Here is a 23468-nt window from a genome sequence, read left to right as displayed (position 1 = left end):
GTAAACCCGAGCATCTAAAAAATGTTGCGTATTATATACGTATTTGAAGCCCTCGATTTTTTTCAAAAGGATTACCTTTGTAAAAAAAAAGCAATGATCAAGAAAGCCAGTTTTGTCATAAGCAATACAGACTACAAAAAATGTCCTGCTCCGGTAATGCCTGAATTTGCCTTTATTGGCCGTTCCAATGTAGGAAAAAGCTCTTTGGTCAACATGTTGACCAATAATAAAAATCTGGCTAAAACTTCTGGAAAACCAGGCAAAACCCAGCTGATTAATCATTTTCTCATCAATGACAATTGGTATCTTGTGGATTTGCCAGGTTATGGCTTTGCCAAAGTAAGCAAAAGTATACAATCAACCTGGGAAAAAATGATCAGTGACTACCTGATACACAGGGAAAATCTTGTGGCCGTTTGTGTATTAATTGACAGCAGGTTGGACCCACAAAAAATTGACATCGAATTCATTACCTGGTGTGGAGAGCAAGGTATCCCATTTGTACTCATTTTTACGAAATCTGATAAGCAGGGAAAGCAGAAAACCTCAGCCAATGTTCGAAAATTTCTAGATTCCTGTTTGGAAATTTTCGGGGATGAGCCACAATACTATGTTACTTCTGCACAAACTGGAGAAGGAAAAGAAGAGTTGCTGGCATTCATCGGGGAAGAAGTCGAAGAATATTACGATAGTCAAAAGTAAAACTTGGCCTTTTTAGGGGATATTTTATCTTTGCAGGCCTAAAACATTTGGAACTATGAAATTTAATGAAATAGCCACAGTATCTGGTAAGCCGGGATTATACAAAGTATTGAAACCAACCCGGGGAGGGGTAATTTTGGAATCCTTGGATGGCAAAAAAAGTAAACTGGTAGTAGGTGCAAATCACCGGGTATCTATTTTGGGTGAAATTTCCATGTACACCATGACAGAGGAAGGCGCTTCTCCCTTAGAGGAAATCATGAAAAACATCGACAAAGAGTTTGATGGTGATTTGGGTTTGGATGCTGATGCTGATGCCGAAGAGCTAAAAGCTTTCTTAAAACACATTTTACCCGATTACGATGAAAGCAAGGTTTATCCTTCAGACATCAAAAAACTAATCTCTTGGTATAAAATCATCAAAGCAGAAGCTCCTGATGTGCTCAAGGCCGAAGAAGCAGATAGTAATAAAGAAGCAGAATAAATTAAAGTGGGGCTTATTATCCCCACTTTTTTAATTTTTAGATCAGATGAAAGACATCATACTGGCCTCTGCTGCCTATTTCAAAAAAGAGTTCGAACTCCCCGAGATAAGGGAAAACCTCAATGAAGAACAGCTGATTAAATTACTCAGTCCCATCATCAAGCGGATGCTGGACAGAGATTTCGAAAGGTTGCTGGGGCTCTGTTACCGCATTGATCTGGGAGAACAAAAGTTGAAAAAAATCCTCTATGAATCAGATCCGGACAGTATGGCTGAGGAGCTTGCTTCGGCTTTGGTAGGGCGGCAAATTCAGAAACTGGAGATCCGCCAAAAATACAAAGGACTATAAAATGGAAAATCCGCGTTCAGGTCAAAAGACCCTCCCGCGGAACCCTATCAATCTACACGCTTTTACTTTTCCAGAACTTGGTTTCTTTCTTTTCTTAAAAGACTTTCAGCCTCACCAACCATTACTTTTGACCCGATATACAAAGGTGTTCTTTGATGCAGGGATGTGGGCCTGATCTCCAAAATCCTGTTTTCCCCATCACTGGCTTTTGCACCCGCTTGCTCGGCTATGAATGCCAATGCATTGGCCTCATATAGCAAGCGAAGTTTGCCTGATGGCGACTTTGGCGTAGCTGGGTATATGTATATACCTCCTTTGAGCAGATTTCTATGAAAATCAGCCACCAAGCTTCCTATATATCTTGCCCGAAATTCTCTCTTTTTGCATTGCTCAATGTATACCTTTAACCCCGGTTCAAAAAGATCATAAGTCCCCTCATTAATACTATAAATCAGTCCGTCCTCAGGAGCCTTCATGTCTGGATGAGAAAGAAAAAACTCACCCAATGAAGCCTCATAGGTAAAGCCATTGACACCATGACCGGTGGTATAGACCAACATGGTGGATGAGCCATAGAGCACGTATCCGGCAGCCACCTGTTGCATGCCAGGCTGCATGATATCTTCCGGTTGAATGGGGCTTCCGACAGGAGTGACCCTGCGATAAATGGAAAAAATGGTGCCAATAGAAATATTTACATCAATATTGGAAGAACCATCCAAAGGATCGATTGCCACCACATATTTACCGGATTTATTTTGGAGGTCGATTACTTCATCATCTTCTTCAGACACAATTGCACAAACCTCCCCCCCCTTAGTCAAAGCCCTTGTAAAGCGGATATTAGCGATGACATCAAGCTTCTGCTGTTCCTCTCCCTGCACATTGGTATTTCCAAGAGCCCCAACAATATTAGCCAGACCTGCTCTATTCGTCTCCCGATTGACTATCTTTGCCGCCAAGGCTATATCCCTGAGCAACTGAGACAGTTCTCCTGAAGCAAAAGGAAAATCATCCTGTTTACTTTTGATGAAACGATCCAAGGTAACGCCCACAGAATAGGCCAGCTTAGAATCACTTGGCGTATAATATTTGATTTTCATAAAATATTAGAAAAATTAAATTTGAGTTATACCTAATCGAAAATTACGACATAATTTCCTATGTTAAAAACTTTTGTTTTTAAATTTGGAGGTGCATCCGTAAAAGATGCACCATCCATCATAAACCTATCAAAAATTTTATACAATCGATTGCGAAATCATACCGTAATTGTAGTTTCTGCCATGGGCAAAACCACCAATGCCTTGGAAAGCATTTTAGAAAAAAAAATAAAGGGGGAAGATTTTTCTTTAAATATTACAATTCTAAAAAACTACCATTTGGACATTTGTTCGGAATTATTTGAACCTGAGCATAGCATCCATCATCAAATTGAAAATCATTTTATACAGCTTGACAGGGATTTACAGCAGTCCCTTAGAGTAGAAAACTTTGATCAATATTATGATCAGATAATTCTCTATGGGGAACTATTGGCTACCCGAATCGTGCAAGAATACCTTTGCTCGGTGGAAATTTTTTGTGTCTGGCAGGATGCGCGCGAGCTCATTCAAACCAACGCAGATTACCGCTTTGCTAAAGTAGACTGGAAAAAAACCACTAAGAACATCAAAAATATCTTAGCCCCCATTCTAACTAAATTCCCAGTGGTCACCCAAGGTTTTATAGGAAGAGAAAAAGGAGGATCTTCTACTACTTTAGGCCGGGAAGGCTCTGATTTCACTGCAGCAATTTTGGGTGCCTGCCTGAAGTCACATTCTGTAACCATTTGGAAAGATGTAGCTGGAGTCCTGAATGCCGATCCAAAAAGGTTTCCAAATGCGGTAAAATTTGATGAACTGGATTACCAGGAAGCAGCAGAACTCACTTATTATGGGGCCTCAGTAATACACCCCAAAACCATCAAACCACTGGCTAATCTATCCATTCCGCTTTATGTCAAATCTTTTCTTGCACCTGAAGAATCAGGAACAAGGATTCACCATATAAAACAATCAAACCACATACCCTGCATCGTCCTCAAGGAGGATCAAATATTGGTGAGTTTTAAGGTTACAGATTTTACCTTTATTGAAGAAAAGCACATACATCAGGTATATGCTCAACTTGAGCAGCTGAAGTTAAAAGTCAATATGCTTCAAACTTCAGCCATCAGTATCTCTATAGTCATTGACAAACAACCTTTCAAATTAGATAGGCTGATCGAAGCCTTGTCTGGACTTTTTGAGATCCGGTACAATGAAGCCTTACAATTGATCACTATTAAAAACCATAATCCAGAAATTATCAATCAATTGATGGAGCAAAGAGAGGTTTTGATGGAACAGGTAACAAGGTCAACCTTTCAAATGGTAGCTAAGCCCCTACAGGAAGCGCCTAATCGTCCGCTCTATTCCTGAAAGGTATGCCTTTCCAAAAAGAAGGAGATGAACCAAAAGCGGATAGAGGTTATAAATAGGAACCCTATCTTCAAAACCAGGCTCTAAAGGAAAAACTTCATTGTACGCATCATAAAATTGGGCATCAAAACCACCAAACAGTTTGGAGAAAGCAAGATCCATTTCCCTATGCCCAAAATAAACTGCTGGATCAATCAATACAGGAGCCCCTTTTTCATCCTTCATGATATTTCCAGACCATAGATCGCCATGCAAGAGTGCAGGCTTTTCTTTTGGAAAAGTATCCTGAATTTTAGGGTAAATGGACTGGAATTTTTTAAGGAAGTCCAAGTCAATCAACCCTTCATAATAAGCCCTTCCTATAAGGAGCTCTAATCTTTTTTTAATAAAAAAGTCTGTCCAAGAATCTTCATCATCATTTTCCAGTCGTATGGAGGAAATATAATTATGCGTATTTAAACCAAAATTTGCCCTAGTGGCCATATGCATCTCTGCCAGACCAATACCTAGTTCTATCCAATAGCTACTTTGGGCTACAGTTGAATTGATCCATTCCATCAATAAAAAGTTGCGATCCTCTATCCTTCCATAATTTAAAACCTTTGGGATCTTAAAGGGAGAGTTTTCGGCCATCAATTTCAACCCTGAGGCTTCTTTTTCAAAAATATCCGGGCTTTCTTTAAAATTCACTTTTAAAAAATAAGACCTATCGGCCGACTTAAGATATACTCCTTGATTAATATTACCTGCAGCTATGAGCTTGGTGGAAATGATCGGTACTTCTTGCCCAAGGCTGAAATACAGCGCTTGTTCAAAAAAACCTTGATCATCAAACATAAATATCCTCTCCTTTTTTCAAGTACTCCAAAAAATGCTCAATTGAATCGTCTAAAATCTGATACACTTCCTCAAAACTATCTTCCCCCCCATAATAAGGGTCGGGAACTTCCGGGCTTTCCGGTTCTGGTTGAAATTCACGGATGAGAAATAAATTCTTATGTTCCAAACCAAACTTTTCTAATAAATGCTTGATGTTTTTTTTGTTGGAAAAATCCATGGCTACGATGTAGTGAAATTCCCGAAGATCTACCCTATTAATCTGTCTGGCTCTATGTTGAAGCGGAACTTGATTCTTCGCTGCACAATTGAGGGTGCGCTCATCAGGCAACTCTCCGATATGGTAGTCTGATGTTCCACAACTGTCACTCATGAATTTGTTGGACAGTTGATTTTTTTGAATCTTTTGATTGAAAATAGCTTGAGCTAAAGGGGATCTGCAAATATTCCCCAAACATACAAACAGAACCTTAATCATGTCAACTTCATCGGGCTAATTCAAACGCGCAATAAGATGACAAGTTAAATAATTTTTAAAACACTTAGAAGAGCTCGAACAAAACTTATTAACCAATCTTTTGAAGTTCGAAGTATTTTTAATACTGAAAAACACAAACATCAAACTATTATGCTAAATTAAATGTTATAAAAAGCATTATATTCTGATAGTGAGATAATATAAAAAAAAATCAGAACTTTATACTGCGTTTTTTGGTTCTTTAATTTCACAACTTAACTTTGTATTCCCTTTGGTAGCCAGTGCCAATTTGGGTTAAATCACTGGAATGTCGCCATTTAAATAAAGCCAAAATAAGACTCTAAGATTAAATAAATCAATAATTCTCAAAACCTTTTAAAAAGTAAAAATCATGTCATTAGTAGGAAAAAAAGCTCCATTATTTTCAGCAGGTGCTGTTGTGAACGGTGAAGAAATCGTTGAAAATTTCTCTTTGGAGCAGTATATAGGTAAAAAAGAGGTGATTTTCTTCTTTTACCCTAAAGATTTTACTTTCGTATGTCCAACCGAAATCATCGCGTTTCAGGAAAAGTTGGCAGAATTCGAAAAAAGAGGCGTGGCAGTAGTAGGTGCCTCTACAGATACAGAGGAAACTCACTTAGCATGGTTGATGACATCTAAAGACAACGGTGGGATCGAAGGTGTTACTTATCCTTTGGTAGCTGATGCAGCCAAAACCATTGCGCATAATTATGGTGTCCTTGCCGGTGAGTGGAACTACAACGAAGAAGGTATGCTGACCTTTGAAGGTGCTCCAATTGCTTACAGAGGCACTTTTTTGATTGACAAAGAAGGAGTGGTAAGACACGAAACCATTAATGACTTCCCATTGGGAAGAAACATTGACGAAATGATCAGGTTGGTAGATGCCCTGCACCACGTTGAAAAATTCGGTGAAGTATGTCCTGCCAACTGGGAAGAAGGCAAAGAAGCCATGGCAGCTACAAAAGAGGGAGTAGCTACTTACTTGTCAAACAAATAATCAAACACAGTTTATAAACTAAAAGCCCTAAGAATTCTTAGGGCTTTTTTTGTGTGGGTAGGGTAAATGGATATTTTTATTTAAAATCTAAACCTTTGGTGGCATAAACATCTCTCCCCGCCTGATGATAGGTATAGCCGAGAGATTCCAAATGACTTTGACAGGCATTTTTAGTGTCCATATCAAAATGCTCTTCTTCATAGATAATCACTTTTGGATTCATTTTATCCAAAGGCAGCATTTTTAAAATCTCAAAATCAAAACCTTCTGTATCTACTGCCAAAAGATCAATTTTTTTACCTTGAAACTTTTCCAGTAAGGTACTTGAGGCCATGGTGTGTATTTCCAACTCCTCGATCCAGTCTTTTTCATTTTCTGGAACAGAAATTCCTTGCTTAGCTGCTTTTTTAAATATTGTTCCATCCCTGAATTTTTGCATCAAAACTTCCTTATCAAAGCTTGATAATCCGGTAGCCCACCGTTCCTTACTAAACCCGATGGTATAAAGTATGGTCTTCCCGTCCTTATGGGACAAAGCTGCATTTACAGGAATGATTGCAGGCCTTTTGGCATGGATTTTTGTCAAAAACGTATTAAAAACATGCGGTTGAGGCTCAAGCATTACCCCTTGCCAATTGTCCCTTTTGATGAATTTTTGCAGTGGATCATAAATAAAACCATCATTGGCTCCAATCTGTAAAAATGTAACTGGACTGTTTTCTTTTGAATATTGGTCCAAAAAATCCGAAAGTGTTCCTTTGGGTGGCTTATAGAGGTATTTATAAAAGCCCAGATAGAGTGGATTTTCTGAAGCACATAGATCAAATCGAAATTGATTGTATTTCTTTTTGAAGAAATATTTGAGACTCATCTGGATTTTTGGTTGAGATAAAATCAAAATTAGTGTTTATTTCCACCAGCAAAAAAAGTAGGACAACAAAATTTCCTAACGGTTTGATGAAAGCAACATGAGGTAAACGGATCATCCCATTTCTTATTCCTTACAAATAAAGTACCTTTGAGAGTTCAAAAGTAGAAATCAATAATGTCGGACATTTCAGGGGCACACAAGACAAAAAAAATTGCAGTCATTACCATGGCCAGGAATGATGAATTTTTCCTGAACCGTTGGATCAAATACTATGGCAAAGAACTTGGTGAAGAAAATCTCTACATTTACCTAGACGGTGAAGACCAGCCTATCCCTGCCAACGCCGGCAAAGCCAATGTCATCCATGAAAAAAGAGTGGCTGAGCATGTGGTAAAAGCAGAAAAACGGAGATTGGGCTTTCTTTCCGAAGTAGCCAAAAAACTACTGGAAACTTATGACATCATCATTGGCGTGGATGCGGATGAATTTTTAATTGTAGACCCTAAGGTTGGGAAAAGCTTAGCCACCTATCTCAGCGAAATAGAAATTAACCCTTCCGTTTCAGGACTTGGTATTGATGTGGGACAGAACCTTAATCAGGAGCAAACACTGGATAAGAACCTTCCTTTTTTAGACCAAAGGGAATTTGCCTTGCTTTCATCAAGATATACCAAACCATCTGTCATTTCCCAACCTGTAAATTGGGGTTCAGGTTTTCACCGGATCAAAGGGTATAACTTTAGAATAGATCCTAATTTGTTTCTTTTTCATTTTGGCTCGGTAGATTACAAAATGATTCAGGACAGATTTTTAGATAAAGACCGAATGGCTACAGGTAGAGCAGGACACATTCGAAAAAGGGCTCGAACAATTAATATCATCACTAATTCCAAAGCAAAAACCGATGAAAAGTGGCTGAGTATGGCCAGAAAACTCCAGACCTACGCACGACCCATTTGGGCTTGGAATAAGCCTACCATGCTTAAATGGAAGCTTGTGGTGAAAATCCCCCAAAGGTTCAAAGGGATAGTTTAATGCTTATGAAAGATAGAAGCCCTGAAAATCCAATTGATGCTGTAATTACCTGGGTAGATGGAGAAGACCCCAAGCATCAAGCTAAAATGAATGCTGTACTTCAAGGCAAATCAAGGAACTATATCCCAGGAGCAGAGGAGACCAGGTTTGGCAATGCCAATGAACTTCAATACAGCGTCCTTTCCATCTTTAAATTTGCCTCATTTATTCGTAAAGTGTTCATCGTAACGGATGAACAGCATCCGGATATCCATAACACAATTGAAAAATTTTTTCCGGAAAGAAGCAAGCATGTTCAATTTGTAGATCACCGTGAAATTTTCGCTGGCTTCGAACAATACCTTCCGACCTTCAACAGCAGAAGTATAGAAGCAATGTTGTGGAGAATCCCTGAGATTTCAGATCAGTTTATCTTCCTCAGTGATGATATGTTTTTGATCAAGCCCCTGAAACCTGAAGACCTGTTTCTCCAAAATAGACCAGTAATGCGCGGGACCTGGCTATTCCGGCCTGTCCTCAGGAATCTCTGGAACAAATTGAAAATTAAATTTCACCATGGCTTTTTGAATCATAAAGAATTCCAACCCAAACCATCCTTTCATTTAGGGCAGTGGAATGCAGCTGAAATCTTGGGGTTTAAGTCCAGGTATTTTTTCTCCAGCCATACGCCTCATACGGTCAATAGAATAAAAGCAGCAAGCTACTTTAAAGAAAATCCTGAAGTTCTGAAAAATCAGATCAAACATAGGTTCCGGCATTTTAGCCAATTCAATTGTGCCGCATTTTACTACCATCTGGAAATCCTTTCAGGAAACAAAAACTTCAGTACTCCTTCCTTCGTGTTTATGCACCCCTCTGGCAGGTATAGCGGATATATCGATAAAAAACTAAAGAAGTGTGAAACTGATCCAAATGCCTTATTTTTAAATATCCAAAGTTTGGAACTTTGCAGCCAAGATGAACAAGAACGCATTATTTCCTGGCTTGAGAAAAAGCTTCAACCATCAACAAAAAGTAAATGAAAGGAAGGGTAATCAAATCTACAGGAAGCTGGTATACGGTTAAAACTGATTCCTCTACCATTCAGGCAAGGTTGAGGGGTAAATTCAAGCAAGACGAACTCAAACTGACCAATCCCATAGCTGTGGGTGACTATGTGATTTTGGAAAAGGAAGGGGGGCAGGTCACCTCTGTAATCACAGACATTCTTCCAAGAGAAAATTATATCATCCGGAAATCCACCCGAAAAGCCCACCATTCCCATATCATTGCCTCCAATATCGATCAGGCTTTCCTGATTGTGACCCTTAGAAATCCTAGGACTTCCTTGGGTTTTATCGATCGCTTTTTGGTCAGCACCGAAAGTTTCCGCATCCCTGCCACTATCCTTGTCAACAAAATGGATGAAAAGTACAAGGATAAGGACCTCGAGTATTTACAGGATATTAAAGAAATCTATGAGCCCTTAGGCTACCCGGTTATTGAAATATCCGCTCTTAAATCAGACAAGCTCAAAGGAGAATTTATCCCGTTATTAAAAGGAAAAACCACCCTGTTATCAGGACATTCCGGAGTGGGAAAATCCACCTTTCTCAATCAATTGATTCCTGAAGCACAACAGGCCACCAAAGAAATCTCTAAATTCAGTGCCAAAGGCGTACACACCACCACTTTTGCAGAAATGTTTGAACTGGAAGATGGAGGGTACTTGATTGACACTCCCGGGATCAAAGAATTCGGAATTCTCGACATTGATGACAATGAACTGTCTCACTATTTTGTAGAAATGCGGCAATATCTGGGGCAATGTAAATACAACAATTGCAAGCATATCAATGAACCGGGATGCATGGTGCTGCAGAAATTAGAAGAGGGTTATATTCATCCTTATCGATACGATAGCTATGTAAATATTTTATTCGAAGAAGAAAGCCATAAATAAACATCCGGCAAATTCGGGAATCTTGGTTTTTTAACTGGTTTTCAAAGCCCACTTCATCAAAGGTCCACTACTCATACTGGTTACAATTGCCATAATAACTAAGGCAACAAATAGTTTCTCGTCAATCAGTCCATTATCCAGAGCAATTAGCCCTAAAATAATTTCCATGGCTCCCCGGGCATTCATCCCAAAGCCTACGGCAAGTGATTCTTTGATGTCAAAACCGCCTTTATAAGCCCCAAATCCACTGCCAAAGATTTTTCCAGCAAATGATATAGCAAGTACAGCCAGAGTCAACATCAAGCTGAAATTGGTGAAGAAGTTGATCTTCAGGCCTATGGAAACAAAGAAAAGGGGAGCGAAAATGTTATTGATAAACTGATGCACTATTTCCTTGGCACGTTCCGACATATGCTCAGAATCTCCCAAAGCCACTCCCAAAAGGAAAGCCCCGAAAATGGCATGAATACCTAACCATTCTGTAAATGCCGCCGCTAAGAAGCAGAAAGCCATGGATAATGAAAGTACACCACCAGGCCAGGCCAATTTTTTATTGATCCAAGGAAGTACCCTGTTGATGATCAACTTACCCAAAGTGAGCATAAAAAAGGTAAACAATAAGGTAATGCCAATAGTCTGCACCAGTGAAAGATTACTACCCTTACCCATGAAAGACAAAATCACAGAAAATATCAACCATCCAATGATATCATTCACCATGGCTGAAGCCACGATAAGCATACCCATTTTCGTTTTGAACAGGTTCATATCCATTAATATCCTGACCACTACAGGCAATGCGGTTATGGACATAGCGGTTCCCATAAACAGGGAAAACAATAACCTGTCCCCATCTGCCAATCCGAAAAAATCGGGGAAGAAATAGGGAAAGATAAAGCCAAGCAAAAATGGGACAATCAAACCCAGAAGACTGATGCTTACTGCAGACTTACCTTGGGACCAGACCAAATGAAGCTCGACCTCCAAGCCGGCAATAAATAAAAGCAAAACTACGGCTATCTGAACAAACCCGTCCAAAGCCAGATTGGCACTTGGATTACTCATAAAAAGGTATTCGTGCAGTTCGGGCATAAAAGTCCCCAAAATGGTAGGGCCTATTAATATCCCAGCCAAAAGCTCTCCCACCACTGCGGGTTGCTTAAACTTCTGGGCAATTTCTGCAAATACCCTAGCCAACAATAGCATGGTGGCTAATTGCAAAAACAAATTGACTACATCTTGATGTGTTAAATTCTCCATGTAGCCTGCCTATTTTTTTACAATCAAAACATTACAGGGGAGATCACTTAAGATATCTTCCAGGTCATGGGGAAAAAGCCGATCAAGAAAGCCTAACTTACCTTCATCCCCTACTACCAATAAATCAGCCTTGATGTCCTCGGCAAACCTTGCCAATTCCACTGCCCATTTCCCGCAGGTAATTTTGATATGCACCCTCAATTCCCCTTTGTCCAAAGTTTTTAAAATCTTTTCCACGTATTCCACTTCTTCGGCCACAAGCTTTCTCCTGGTATTGCCTATTTCTTCTTCCCCACCCTCTCCAGCGGTAGCCATTTGCATACCGTACATTTTAATTTCATTGACCACATATACTTGCTTAGCTTTATCCGCTTTACACCAGTCCAACCCTTTCTGAATAACAAAAGGGGTTTGGTCGTGCTGGGTACCATTGATTACCACCTTCTCAAAGGGTGTTGGAATCTCCAATGGCTCTATCAGCATCAGTACTGAACAGGAAGCCTTTCGAATGATCTTTCTTGCCACTGAACCAATGTAGTATTTAAAAAAGCCTTCTGTTTTAAGTGCCCCAGCCACCAAAAGATCTATTTGATTTTCTTTTGAAAAACGAATGATTTCCTTAGCAGGATTCCCGTTTTTCCAGACAAGTTTTGCATTTTGTTTTAGTCCTTGCTTCTCGAGAATAGATTCCAGATTCTTTTCTAGTTCGGGAATCTTTTCTCCAACATGGATCAAAAACAACTCCGCATCAAAGATTTCTTTCAACCTTTTAGCTTCACAAATTAAAGCCTCCATCCTTGGCGAAAAGGCAACAGCCAGTGCAATTCGTTTAAACATAAGTGATCATTTGGATGGCATCAAATTACCAAAAAAATATTAACCTACTGGTATTTTTTTTAAAGTGTTACATGACTTAGTTTCAAGCTACCCGTTTATCCATTGGAAAAACCTTTCAAAACTGTGCGTACCTACACAACGAAAGGACTTTTAAAGTACCGGAGATTTTTCGTAACATGTGTTCGGAAAAAGAGGTACTTCCTCATAAAATCCGATCATAAACAAAACCTGATATACTTTATGAAGAAAATGTATTTATCGTGGATTGTCGGGGCAGGGTTACTTTTCTCTGTTCAATCAACCACAATGGCACAAGGGGATTATCCTACCCTTAGCCAAGTAACACAAAGACTGCAGGCCATATCCGGCAGTGGCAGCACGGCTAAACTGAGCTCACTTACCAAAACCGAAGGTGGCAAAGATATTTGGGTGCTGAAAGTAGGTAGAGGAGATATGGACAATAAGCCCGCCATTGCTGTGGTAGGTGGAGCAGAAGGATTTCATGTGCTGAGTGTTGAGTTGGCTGTTCAGTTTGCTGAAAGGTTGGTCAAAGACCACAACCAAATTCTAGACCGAACCACATTCTATGTGTTTCCTAATATGTCACCAGATGCTTATGAACAATACCACGCTGCATTAAAGTATGAAAGAAGAGGCAATGCATCCAATGTGGACCATGACCGTGATGGAAGGCTGTCAGAGGATGGCTATGAAGATCTCAACAAAGACGGTCTGATCACCATGATGCGGGTGGAATCCCCAATAGGTGATTACATGCCATTAGGAGTTGATGAGCGTATTATGGTCAAAGCAGACAGGTCCAAAGGTGAAAAAGGAGGCTACCTCCTGTTCCCTGAAAGTAGGGATAATGACAAAGATGGAAAATTTGGAGAAGATCCGAAAGAAGGGATTGCCTTTAACCGCAACATGACTTATAAATTCCCCATCTTCACACCTATGGCTGGAGATTTTGCGGTTTCAGAAAAAGAGAGCAGGGCTTTATTGGATTATTTATTTGACCAATGGAATATTTTTGCTTTTGTCACTTTCAGCCCAGCCAACAACCTTTCTGCTCCGCTGAAATTCAATGCGGCTGATGCAAGAAAACGTATTGTTACCTCAATGCTGGAAAAAGACGTAGCCATCAATAGCATGGTCTCCGGCATTTACAATAAGACTGTTACCCAAAAAGCCTACAACCAAAATAATCAAGGCACTGATGGAGACTTTTTCCAATGGGCTTATTTCCATTTTGGAAGATTGAGCTTTGGCACACCCGGATGGTGGGTTCCTGAGGTAAAAGGTGAAGACGGTAAATCAAGCACCAATGCTGAAGCCAATTTCCTGGCTTGGGCTGCTGAACAAGGTATGGATGATGTATTTGTCCCTTGGACAAGCATCGAGCACCCCGATTTCCCCGGACAAAAAGTAGAAGTTGGCGGTATTAAGCCCTTTGTGATGCACAACCCGCCTTATGCCATGGTCAATGACATTGCCAAAGAGCATACAGACTTCATCATCCAACTGGCAGAAATGAGTCCAAAGATGGAATTCCATAACGTGAAGACTGAAAAATTGGGTAATGGACTTACAAGGGTTACAGTAGATCTGTTTAACAACTCTCCGCTGCCCACCCACTCCGATATGGGAGCAAGGTCACGCTGGTTAAGAAAAGTTAGGGTAGATATCAACAGAGATGCGAAAGACCTGGTTTCAGGCGATAAGATCAAGCTTATTGATAAGCTGGGTGCTTACGAGAATGTTACCTTGAGCTGGATTATCAAAGGTTCCGGTTCAATAGATATCAAAGCAGGAGCAGCACACACAGGTATAGCTACCTTAAATGTGAAACTTTAAATCTTTATGAAGATGAAAATCAAAAATTGGATATATACCGCAGCTCTAGGAGCTGCTATCAGTTTTGCGGGCATCATTGAATCGACAGCCCAAGTAGCTAAAGACAGGTACTTCCGTGCTATAGGCACACCACATAACCCAAAAGTTCAGGTATCTTGGAACCGTTATCATACCAATTTGGCATTGGAAGAGATCATGAAAGACATGGTCAAGCAACATCCAAACCTGGTCAGATTGGAAAGTATAGGAAAATCTTATCAGGGTAATGACATTTGGGTCTTGACCGTTACCGATTTCAGCGCAGGCAAACCTGAAGATAAACCGGCCATGTGGATTGATGGTAACATCCACTCCAATGAAATCCAAGGGACAGAATTCACCCTTTACACCGCTTGGTATCTGACTGAGATGTATGGGGATTTGGATTTCATCACAGAGCTCTTGAGAGATAAAACTTTCTACATTGCCCCTACCATCAATCCGGATGCTCACGATTATTTTATCAAAGAAGCCAATACTCAAAATTCCCCGAGATCGGGTATGATTGTATTGGACAATGACGGAGATGGTCTTGCTGGTGAAGACCCATTCAATGACCTAAATGGTGACGGGCATATCACAATGATGATCAGAAAATCTCCTACAGGCAGGTTTATTAAAGATAAAATGGATCCAAGAAAACTGATTCCAGTAGCGGCAGACCAACAAGGAGAATACGAAATGTTGGGTTATGAAGGCTACGATATGGATGGTGACGGTGAGGTCAATGAAGATGGTATAGGCTATTACGACCCCAACAGAGACTGGGCTTGGAATTGGCAGCCGGATTACATCCAAAGAGGTGCTTGGAAATATCCATTTTCTGTCCCTGAAAACAGAGCGGTTATGGAGTTTGTCATGAAGCATCCTAACATTGCTGCAGCACAAAGTTACCATAACTATGGCGGCATGATTTTAAGGGGGCCAGGAGCAGAGGAAGACCTTAACACCTATAATGCTTCCGATATTAGAGTCTATGACGCTATTGCTAAAAAGGGTGAGGAATTTATGCCCGGCTATAGGTATCTAGTCGTTTATAAAGACCTTTACTCTGTATTTGGTGGACAATTGGACTGGTTCTATGGAGGAAGAGGCATTTTTACCTATTCCAATGAATTGATGACTTCATACCTATATTTCCATCAAAATGCAGGAAGAGGTAATCAGGATGAACAGATGAAAGTAGACACTTATCTGACGTTTGGAGATGCCTTTGTAAATTGGGAAGAATACGATCACCCACAATATGGAAGAATTGAAATTGGAGGCTTCAAAAAGAACTTTGGAAGATTGCATCCAGGTTTCTTAATGGAACAAGATGCCCATAGAAATTCTGCATTCACCATTTTACATGGTTACCATACACCTAAGCTGAGTGTCTCAGACGTGAAGGAAAAAGATTTGGGAGGTGGATTGAGAGAGATTACAGCAACCATTTATAACGAGCGCTTAATCCCTACTCACTCTTCTCAAGACCTGAAATACAAAATTGAGAGACCTAACTACGTTAGCATTTCAGGCGTAAATGTAATTGCAGGATTCGTGGTTGAAAATGAGGATTTCAACAAACTGAAAGAACAGAAAGTTAATCCGGAAAAATTGGAAGTAGACAACTTTCCTGGCATGGGAGCAGTGAAGGTAAGATGGGTTGTCTCGGGAGGCAGAAACTATAGCATAGACGTGGATTCTGTCAAAGGAGGTAAAGCCAGTTGGAAAAAGTAATATTCTCATTTAAGAATAACTCTCCAAGGGTTCCAAACCCTTGGAGAGTTATTCTATACTATCCTACAAAGCCCTTTAGCTGCTGCAAAAGCTCCCGCTTGGTCATATATCCCCCTTTCCTCCAAAGAATTTTGCCTTTCTTGAAGAGTATATAATGCGGGATTGATCTCACCGCAAACTGAAGACTTACCTGAGGGTTCTTGTCTACATTAAGCTTGTATAACTTTACCTTTCCTCCCAATTCACCTACCACAGATTCCAAAACAGGGGTCATGGTTTGACAAGGTGCGCACCAGTCCGCATAAAAATCGACCAACACCGCCTCTTCTGTGCTTTTTATGACATCTTTAAATTTTTTCTTGGCCATAATACCGTGTGTTCAGTAGAAAAAACCCTGAATGTATACAAAAAAGTTCTGCAACATCTGTCACAAAAAAGCCTGCTTCGAATGAAGCAGGCCTTCTTTGGATTAAAATTCTTTTTAATTGTTTGGATTAGCAGGGATTTGGATACCCAATTTCGCCAAAACCAATTCGGTGAATTTATCATCATCCCTGGTGTAAAGCAAAATAGGAGAATTTCCTGCAGCTTCCGAGAAGACATGCGTGTAGTTATGTTCTGCAGCCACGGAGTTGATGGCATTGAACACTCTCTGCTGAACTGGCTCCAATAATTCCTGCAGTTTTCTCTGATATGCTACCTGCGCATCCTGCTCGGCCTTTTGGATTTCCTGCTGAAGCCTTCTCAATTCCTGCTCTCTCTCAGCTCTGGCATCTTCTGTCATGGTTGGAGCAGCCTGCTGATAGGACTGTACCCTTCTTTCGAAGTCCTGAGCTTTGGTTTGCATACTTGTCTGCAACTGAGTTTGATAATCCTGGATATCAGCCCCGATTTGTTCCATCTCAGGCATCAGGTCCATCAGTAGCTCCACATTGGTATAGCCAATCTTGATATCAGATTGCGCCTGTGCAACGAATCCTACGCAAAGTAACGCAATTGCGGAAAGGATAACTTTTACTTTCATCATTCTTGTTTTTATTTAATTTTTAATTTTCCAAACCTAATTCCTGCAATACAAATTCAGAGTAGTCATGCCTGGGATCTGTATAAATCATCAGCGGCCCGGATGCTTTGTCGAATAAGACTGCAAGATTAAATCTTTTACATACTTTATCAATGGCATCGAAAATCATAGACTGTAGTGGCTGTAATAATTCTGCCTGTTTCTGATAATATTGTCCATTTATTCCGAACACCCGGTTATTAAATGCTATGGCTTGCTTTTCCTTCTCCTGAATGGCATTCATTCTTTCCCGGTACATCTCTTCTGTGAGCAGGACTTCTTCTGCTTTCAGGCTGGATCGCATTTCCTTTATTTCCTGCTCCAATTTTTGTGCCTCTTTTTTCCATTGCTCACTTACACTGGCCAATTCTTCCTGAACTAACTTGTAATCAGGGTGTTTGTTGAGCAAAAATTCAGAGTCAATGTATCCGAATTTTTGGGCATACAGACCCTGACTAAGTATCAGGGATGAAATAAAGCCCAACAAAAATAGCAATTTAAGTGATTTTTTCATCATTATCTGAATTGCTGTCCAATAGTAAAGTGGAATTGCGCTCCACTTCTTTGGGTTGAACCTGGAATGGGATCAAACCCATAACCCCAATCCAATCCAAGAAGCCCAAAAGCCGGCATAAAGATCCTCGCACCAACACCTGCTGACTTTTTGAGGTTATACGGGTTGAATTCTGCATAAGAGCCCCAGTTATTCCCTGCCTCAGCAAAGCCTAAAAGGAATATTGTAGCAGACGGATTAGGTGATACCAGGAATCTCAGTTCCATCACGTGTTTATTGTAAACAATACCACCAAATCCTTCTGTACTGTTAGGGTCAAACCTACTCTCTCTTCCCGGTGTAATGGATTGGTTATCATAACCCCTAAGCCCAATGATCTCCTGGCCCAAGGCGAAGTTATTGAAGTTCATACCATCACCTCCCATTACAAACCTTTCAAGCGGAATAATACCGATTCTATCCCCATAGGATCCTAGGAAACCCATATGCGTCCTCGCACTGATTACCCATTTTGTAGAACCAAATACAGGGGTGTAAAACGTAGCATCAAACATCCACTTGTGGTATTCCAACCACCTGAATCGCTCCTCATCCGGAGATTCCCTATTAATATTTGGATTAAGGGAAGCATAAGGCGGTGTAAATGAAGTAGCCAAAGAGATATTAGAACCCAATCTCGGATAGATAGGGTTATCAATATTGTTTCTTGCGATGGTATTGTTAAATGCCAAACTGTTAGCTCTTCCTGTTGGAAAACTCAGACCAAAACTTGTACCAAACTCATTGAACTCATAGATCTGGAAAGTCAAGGAATTTGACACCATAAAGTAATCATCAGGCCAAGTTACCCTCTTAGAGAGTCCGACTGTCGCACCGGTAATTTTGAATGATCCAATCTCCCTGTCTAGATTTCCGCCAAAGAAATCAAGTTGTCGCTGCACAGAGTGGTTAAAGCTCACCGAAAGGGCATTGGGCTTTTTCCCACCAAACCAAGGTTCTGTCAAAGAAATACTATAATTCTGGAAGGTCCTACCATTGGCTTGTACCCTGAGGGAAAGCTTTTGACCATCTCCAACAGGTAGTGGCCTCCACTTTTCAAAATTCCTGATGTTTTTGATAGAAAAGTTATTGAAAACCAAACCAACAGTACCCACAAAACCAAAGAATCCACCCCATCCTCCTGACAACTCAATCTGGTCATTTGGTCTTTCTTCTAACCTGAATGTAATGTCTACAGTTGCGTTTTCAAAGTTAGGCCTCATATCAGGCTCAATTTTCTCAGGGTCAAAATACCCCAATTGAGAAAGTTCTCGTATGGTTCTCACCAACAAACTTCTATTGAACTTCTGTCCTGGTAAAATCCTGATTTCACGCATGACCACATGGTCTGAAGTACGTTCATTTCCTTCAATATTCACAGAATTAACTGTCACCTGTGGGCCTTCGAAGATCCGCATTTCAATATCTATAGAATCTGCCTGTACCTTTACCTCAACAGGGTCTATCTGGAAGAAAAGGTATCCATCATCCTGGTACAAAGAACTGACATCATCTCCTCTTTGAGGGTCATAATTCAGTCTTTTTTCCAACTTTTCTTTATTATAAATATCTCCTTTTTCTATGCCCAACCTTGCTAAAAGCACTTCATCAGGATGAAGGTAATTACCTACAAAGGAAATGTTTCGGTAGTAATATTTTTGTCCTTCTTCCAAAGAAATATCCAGGTTGATGGTATTCTCAGAGTGTCTGTATGTTGAATCTGCTAGAACTGCCGCATCCCTATAACCTCTGGAGTTATAGAAACCTATCAATTTTTCTTTATCCTCCCTGAAATCCTTGGCCACATATTTAGAGGCTGAGAAAAAATTAAGTTTAAAGTTGCGGCTGAAATATTCTTTTACCTCTTCATCAGAAACCACATGACGGTACAGGATAGCTTCCTTAGCAGATTGTGGTGTGGTATTCGTAATCCTGGAAAACAATTCCCTGAAAAAATGCATCCGGGGGTGTTCTTTGGTTTTCTTAAGTTTACCTTTTATCCTTCTATCAGATATTTCCTCATTACCATAAACGTTAATTTGGTTGATTTTGACCTTTGATCGGGTATCTACATCAAACTTAATTTTAACACTGTTGGCAAGTGTGGTATCTCTTTCCTGGATAACTTTAACTTCAGTATTGAGAAAGCCTTTATCCACAAAATACTGACGGATATTACGTTGAGAGGTGCTCAGGACATCATCCCTAACTACCCTACCCCTGATTTTGATTTTATCCCGAAGTTCACTTTCCTGAGTTTTATTGACCCCTGAAAATTCAACCCTGGAAAATCTCGGTCTTTCGGTCAATTCAAGTAAAAGATAAATATCATTCCCTTCAATTTTGGTGACAAGAATCTTTACATCACCAATAATCCCCTGCCCCCAAAGTTTTCTAAGTGCATTGGAGATAGCGTCACCCGGCACAGAAATTTCATCGTCAACCCTCAATCCAGCAAGGGAAATGACTGCAACTTCATCCAGGGTAGCCAATCCTACCGCCTTTATTTCTGCAATTCTGAAAGTTTGGGGACTGGAATAATTCAACTCCAAAATATTCACGGGTTTACTTGGCGTAAACCTACTTTGGCCCAAACGGATTTGTGCCTGGGCCATTCCAACCCAAAAGATCAATAAAAGTATTAAAGTACTTCGTCTCATTCAAGATTTTGATTTAATCTGGGCCGTGGTTTTTCCAAACCTCCTTTCCCTCCTTTGGTAATCCAATACCGCTTCCAATAAATGTTCTCTTCTAAAATCCGGCCATAAAAGCTCTGTAAAATAAAGCTCGGTATAAGCCAATTGCCACAAGAGAAAATTACTAATTCTCAACTCTCCACTTGTCCTGATCAACAATTCGGGATCAGGAACTCCCTTTGTATTCAAATGATCAGCAATCAACTGCTGATTGATCATGTCCATACTGATCTGGCCATCAACTACTTTTTTGACAATTTCTTTTATTGCATTTTCTATCTCCCAGCGCCCACTGTAGCTTAGAGCAAGAAATACGGTTAATCCTGTATTCTTTCCAGTAAGTGTTTTCGCTTCTTTAAGTTTGGCCTGGGCCGAATGAGGAAGACTACCAATATCACCAATTGAAGATAACTGTATGTTATTCTTCATCATAGTGGGCACCTCATCTGTGATGGAATTTATCAGAATCTCCATCAAAGCATTGATCTCATCCTGAGGTCTGGACCAGTTTTCTGTGGAAAATGCGTAAAGTGTAAGGTATTTAACCCCGATTTCTGCGCAGATCTCTATGGAGTCCCTTACTGCAGCAAGGGCATTCCTGTGACCAAAAATCCTCATGGCACCTTTTTTTTGGGCCCAACGCCCATTTCCGTCCATGATAATCGCAATATGTTGGGGGATGTTATTCCTGTCTAATAATTCCTTCATTCCGGGTGTAAAGAAACGCGTTCTTTTTTGGAGGTACAAAAATGCTATTTCTTTTTCAATATTCTAACCTAATGCTCAATTAATTATAGGTGTAGCATCTGATGTTGTTAAAGGAATAACTGATAGTCAGCCCTAAAAAATAATACCAATCCTTATCGGAGTAATTTCCCCTACTGATGCGGATAGGCTGAACAACTCCATTGGGATCCGCCTGAACTGGATTGACAGGAAGATTCCCGTCAACTTTGTCCAAAAGATCTGTGAATGTTGCTCTAAAACCCATTTCAGCAGACAACAACCATTTTTCTGATAACTGGTATTTGACACCAATACCGAAAGGAATTACAGGAGTTCCAACATTATACCTACCTGCTTCTGGATCTGCAAAATAGCTTTGTCCTGTAGCTGTAAAATAGGAATATCCTAGCCCGAAAAACCCATATGGGGAATATTTATAAACTGAATGCGGATGCAGAAAGTCTATGAAATGGTATTCCATTACAGCCGATAACTCAAATAAACTACCCTGAAAAGAAGCATCTCTCCTTATAGAGGGTAAATCTATCTGCGAAATGCTATCTGCTGCTGAAAGTCTAGCAAATGACAAGCCACCACGCAAAGACCATACATTGTCAAAATTTCGTCTGCCAAACAACGTTCCTTGGATACCAACATTACCCTGATCCAGCCTTCTGACCAAATCGCCACTGTAAGTGGCAACACCCAGTCCTCCTCCCAACTCGTAACTTTGGGCATTGGATGGGGTAGGAAACAGACTTGCCGTAAGCACCAAGAGCAAAAGGCAAACTACCTGACAGTTGAATTTATCCAAGACGATGCAATTTATGAAGTACACAACGATATAAAAACCCTCTTTGGTATTTCAGCGGTTAATTTTTGTTAACAGGACAAGCTTTTGGCTTCCGGTAACCCTTGCGATGAACGCAGGGTACGGCAGGGCCTCAATTTCTCATATCAAAGCCCCAATTCAGCTTCTGTCTCAGGGTGTCAAAATAGTTATATCCCGAAAACTTAACAAGTTTTGCGGAAAAATCCGCTTTCTTCAGTTTTAACTCGACGGTAGCATCAATGGCCGTAGACCTGGAATCTAACGAGATGAGAAACTTTTCTGATCTGCCTTCTATTTTAAAGCTGATGACCGATTCATCGGGCACCACAATGGGACGCACATTTAAGTTATGAGGACTGACAGGAGTAATGACAAAATTTCTGGCACCTGGGGTGATTAAAGGTCCTCCACAGCTTAAAGAATAACCGGTAGAACCTGTCGGTGTCGCCACAATCAGACCATCAGCCCAATAACTGTTTAAATACTGCCCATTGATATAGGTATGGACAATGATCATAGATGAGGTATCCCGCTTATGAATGGTAAATTCATTGAGCCCAAAATTCATTCCGCTGAATACGGGCCGGGAAGCTTCCAAGCTCACCAAAGCACGGGATTCTATGGTAAATTCACCCGCCACCAGGTCATCTATCGCCTTTTGAATATTTTCTTTGGCAACTGTCGCCAAGAATCCCAATCTTCCTGAGTTGATACCAATAATTGGCGTTTCTTGAGCTCCAACCTGAATGACCGTATCAAGTAGGGTTCCATCACCTCCAATAGACAGAACAAAATCCACATCTGACATCCCTCTTTCAGGGTTGAGCACCTCAAAGGATTCAGGAAGCATATTGATCTTCTTGATGCTTTTCGCAAAGTTTTCCGTAAAAAATGTCCGGATGCCCCTACTCTCTAAAATTTTTATTAATTGTTCGAAATAGGGAACAAACTCCTTTTCCAAGTTGATCCCATGAAGGACAATATTCATTATTGGCAATTTAAATATTCAGGAAACGTAAGAGGTTATCTATCCTCTCCTGTTCTTCACTGATGTTGTTATCTTCTTGATAGTGATCTAATATTTTAAAGCCAAACCTTTCCAAGGTTGCCTTAATATGCCGTAATTCGGTTTTATCCAATTTAAGCGTGAGCTTGATCTTGCTGTCATCCAGAGGATCGTTGGATATAAAACTACTTAGAATTTTGGCATTTTCAGATTCGATGATACGGGCAATTTCAAATAAGCTGTAATCTGTCATAAACATGGAAAGCACCAATACTGCCCCATGCGACTGAATAGATAAGGTGTCTGCAAAGGCACCTATTGCATCCTCCATAGTCACCACACCTAAGTATTTACCTTCTCTATCAACCACCGCAACCATGTTGATATCAAACTCTGAAGACACTTTAATGACATCATAGATATGCTTATCCAGGTAAACAAAACAAGCAGGTGAAAGCAATTCCATTTTTGAAATTTTAGCTTCTGGGCTATTTTTGGTGTAGATCAAATCATCGCTGACAAAACCTTTGAACTCCCCTTTATCAACAACAGGCAACATATTGGTGCGGATCTCCTCCATCCATGACAAGGCCATCTTGGTCTTATCAGTTGGTTTCAAAGGAGGTATCAGATTATTGATAAATTCGTATGCCTGCATGGACTAAAGATATTTAAATTGTTCGTATAATAAAACGG

At 40.3% G+C, this 23468-nt stretch carries 24 protein-coding genes; 10 read left to right on the top strand and 14 right to left on the bottom strand.

The features are described from left to right. The first annotated feature begins 93 nt into the window (after positions 1-93). From yihA to B879_RS04005, 3 genes are read left to right on the top strand one after another with little or no spacing between them, the layout of a single operon-like run. Positions 94-702 carry a ribosome biogenesis GTP-binding protein YihA/YsxC gene (gene yihA, locus B879_RS04015; RefSeq protein WP_040400229.1) on the top strand — a complete coding sequence of 203 codons (609 nt, stop codon included), beginning with the start codon at positions 94-96 and terminating at the stop codon, positions 700-702. A gap of 55 nt (positions 703-757) precedes the next feature. Then, positions 758-1186, top strand: coding sequence for a DUF5606 family protein (locus B879_RS04010; RefSeq protein WP_009183861.1), 429 nt, complete (start codon positions 758-760; stop codon positions 1184-1186). A 46-nt stretch (positions 1187-1232) separates the two neighbouring features. After that, entirely contained in the window at positions 1233-1535 is a 303-nt protein-coding gene (locus tag B879_RS04005; RefSeq protein WP_009183860.1) for a hypothetical protein, read from the top strand. Between the two features lie 62 nt (positions 1536-1597). Here B879_RS04005 and fbp read toward each other — a convergent pair whose 3' ends face one another. Next, positions 1598-2638: a class 1 fructose-bisphosphatase gene (fbp, locus tag B879_RS04000; protein WP_009183859.1), complete on the bottom strand. Its 1041-nt coding sequence runs from the start codon at positions 2636-2638 to the stop codon at positions 1598-1600. A 60-nt stretch (positions 2639-2698) separates the two neighbouring features. On the opposite strand from fbp, the gene B879_RS03995 reads away from it, so the two are divergent. Further along, positions 2699-3997: an aspartate kinase gene (locus tag B879_RS03995; RefSeq protein WP_009183858.1), complete on the top strand. Its 1299-nt coding sequence runs from the start codon at positions 2699-2701 to the stop codon at positions 3995-3997. On the opposite strand, the gene B879_RS03990 is transcribed toward B879_RS03995, so the two are convergent. After that, positions 3962-4834 (bottom strand): fructosamine kinase family protein, encoded by an 873-nt coding sequence (locus tag B879_RS03990; RefSeq protein WP_009183857.1) that lies wholly within the window; start codon positions 4832-4834, stop codon positions 3962-3964. The two genes, B879_RS03995 and B879_RS03990, sit on opposite strands and share 36 nt — an antisense overlap. Continuing rightward, on the bottom strand, positions 4827-5312 hold the full coding sequence (locus tag B879_RS03985; protein WP_040400213.1) for a low molecular weight protein-tyrosine-phosphatase: 486 nt from the start codon (positions 5310-5312) through the stop codon (positions 4827-4829). The genes B879_RS03990 and B879_RS03985 overlap by 8 nt, the downstream gene beginning before the upstream one ends. 391 nt (positions 5313-5703) lie before the next feature. Between B879_RS03985 and B879_RS03980 the strand changes: the two genes are divergently transcribed. Next, positions 5704-6333, top strand: coding sequence for a peroxiredoxin (locus B879_RS03980; protein WP_009183855.1), 630 nt, complete (start codon positions 5704-5706; stop codon positions 6331-6333). Between the two features lie 76 nt (positions 6334-6409). On the opposite strand, the gene B879_RS03975 is transcribed toward B879_RS03980, so the two are convergent. Next, positions 6410-7204 carry an FkbM family methyltransferase gene (locus B879_RS03975; protein WP_009183854.1) on the bottom strand — a complete coding sequence of 265 codons (795 nt, stop codon included), beginning with the start codon at positions 7202-7204 and terminating at the stop codon, positions 6410-6412. A gap of 174 nt (positions 7205-7378) precedes the next feature. On the opposite strand from B879_RS03975, the gene B879_RS03970 reads away from it, so the two are divergent. From B879_RS03970 to rsgA, 3 genes are read left to right on the top strand one after another with little or no spacing between them, the layout of a single operon-like run. Further along, entirely contained in the window at positions 7379-8239 is an 861-nt protein-coding gene (locus tag B879_RS03970; protein WP_009183853.1) for a glycosyltransferase family 2 protein, read from the top strand. A 5-nt stretch (positions 8240-8244) separates the two neighbouring features. Then, entirely contained in the window at positions 8245-9261 is a 1017-nt protein-coding gene (locus tag B879_RS03965; RefSeq protein ID WP_202949581.1) for a stealth family protein, read from the top strand. After that, the gene (rsgA, locus tag B879_RS03960; protein ID WP_009183851.1) at positions 9258-10181 is read left to right on the top strand and encodes a ribosome small subunit-dependent GTPase A; all 924 of its coding nucleotides are present in this window, start codon (positions 9258-9260) and stop codon (positions 10179-10181) included. Before B879_RS03965 ends, rsgA begins: the two co-directional genes overlap by 4 nt. Before the next feature lie 30 nt (positions 10182-10211). On the opposite strand, the gene B879_RS03955 is transcribed toward rsgA, so the two are convergent. Further along, complete coding sequence (locus B879_RS03955; RefSeq protein WP_009183850.1) at positions 10212-11441, bottom strand: cation:proton antiporter; 1230 nt, start codon at positions 11439-11441, stop codon at positions 10212-10214. Positions 11442-11450: 9 nt separating this feature from the next. Beyond that, positions 11451-12278, bottom strand: coding sequence for a universal stress protein (locus B879_RS03950; protein WP_009183849.1), 828 nt, complete (start codon positions 12276-12278; stop codon positions 11451-11453). 240 nt (positions 12279-12518) lie between these two features. On the opposite strand from B879_RS03950, the gene B879_RS03945 reads away from it, so the two are divergent. Then, positions 12519-14135, top strand: coding sequence for a M14 family metallopeptidase (locus B879_RS03945; protein WP_009183848.1), 1617 nt, complete (start codon positions 12519-12521; stop codon positions 14133-14135). A 12-nt stretch (positions 14136-14147) separates the two neighbouring features. Beyond that, positions 14148-15896 carry a M14 family metallopeptidase gene (locus B879_RS03940; RefSeq protein WP_009183847.1) on the top strand — a complete coding sequence of 583 codons (1749 nt, stop codon included), beginning with the start codon at positions 14148-14150 and terminating at the stop codon, positions 15894-15896. A 58-nt stretch (positions 15897-15954) separates the two neighbouring features. On the opposite strand, the gene trxA is transcribed toward B879_RS03940, so the two are convergent. From trxA to B879_RS03900, 8 genes are all read right to left on the bottom strand, one after another. Further along, positions 15955-16263, bottom strand: a complete 309-nt coding sequence (gene trxA / locus B879_RS03935; RefSeq protein ID WP_009183846.1) for a thioredoxin — start codon at positions 16261-16263, stop codon at positions 15955-15957. A 114-nt stretch (positions 16264-16377) separates the two neighbouring features. Beyond that, positions 16378-16923 (bottom strand): OmpH/Skp family outer membrane protein, encoded by a 546-nt coding sequence (locus B879_RS03930; RefSeq protein WP_040400210.1) that lies wholly within the window; start codon positions 16921-16923, stop codon positions 16378-16380. Between the two features lie 19 nt (positions 16924-16942). After that, positions 16943-17473, bottom strand: coding sequence for an OmpH/Skp family outer membrane protein (locus tag B879_RS03925; RefSeq protein WP_040400225.1), 531 nt, complete (start codon positions 17471-17473; stop codon positions 16943-16945). 2 nt (positions 17474-17475) lie between these two features. Then, complete coding sequence (locus B879_RS03920; RefSeq protein ID WP_009183843.1) at positions 17476-20172, bottom strand: BamA/OMP85 family outer membrane protein; 2697 nt, start codon at positions 20170-20172, stop codon at positions 17476-17478. Continuing rightward, the gene (gene uppS / locus B879_RS03915; protein ID WP_040400209.1) at positions 20173-20916 is read right to left on the bottom strand and encodes an undecaprenyl pyrophosphate synthase; all 744 of its coding nucleotides are present in this window, start codon (positions 20914-20916) and stop codon (positions 20173-20175) included. Positions 20917-20995: 79 nt separating this feature from the next. Next, entirely contained in the window at positions 20996-21748 is a 753-nt protein-coding gene (porG, locus tag B879_RS03910; protein ID WP_009183841.1) for a type IX secretion system protein PorG, read from the bottom strand. A gap of 130 nt (positions 21749-21878) precedes the next feature. Continuing rightward, positions 21879-22754, bottom strand: a complete 876-nt coding sequence (locus B879_RS03905; protein WP_009183840.1) for an NAD kinase — start codon at positions 22752-22754, stop codon at positions 21879-21881. Between the two features lie 10 nt (positions 22755-22764). Next, positions 22765-23430, bottom strand: a complete 666-nt coding sequence (locus B879_RS03900; RefSeq protein ID WP_009183839.1) for a CBS domain-containing protein — start codon at positions 23428-23430, stop codon at positions 22765-22767. Between the last annotated feature and the right edge of the window lie 38 nt (positions 23431-23468).

The sequence above is a fragment of the Cecembia lonarensis LW9 genome (assembly GCF_000298295.1).
GTDB lineage: Bacteria > Bacteroidota > Bacteroidia > Cytophagales > Cyclobacteriaceae > Cecembia > Cecembia lonarensis.
The sequence above is the reverse complement of the archived record's forward strand: the minus strand, read 5'-3'. Positions and strand labels throughout refer to the sequence as shown.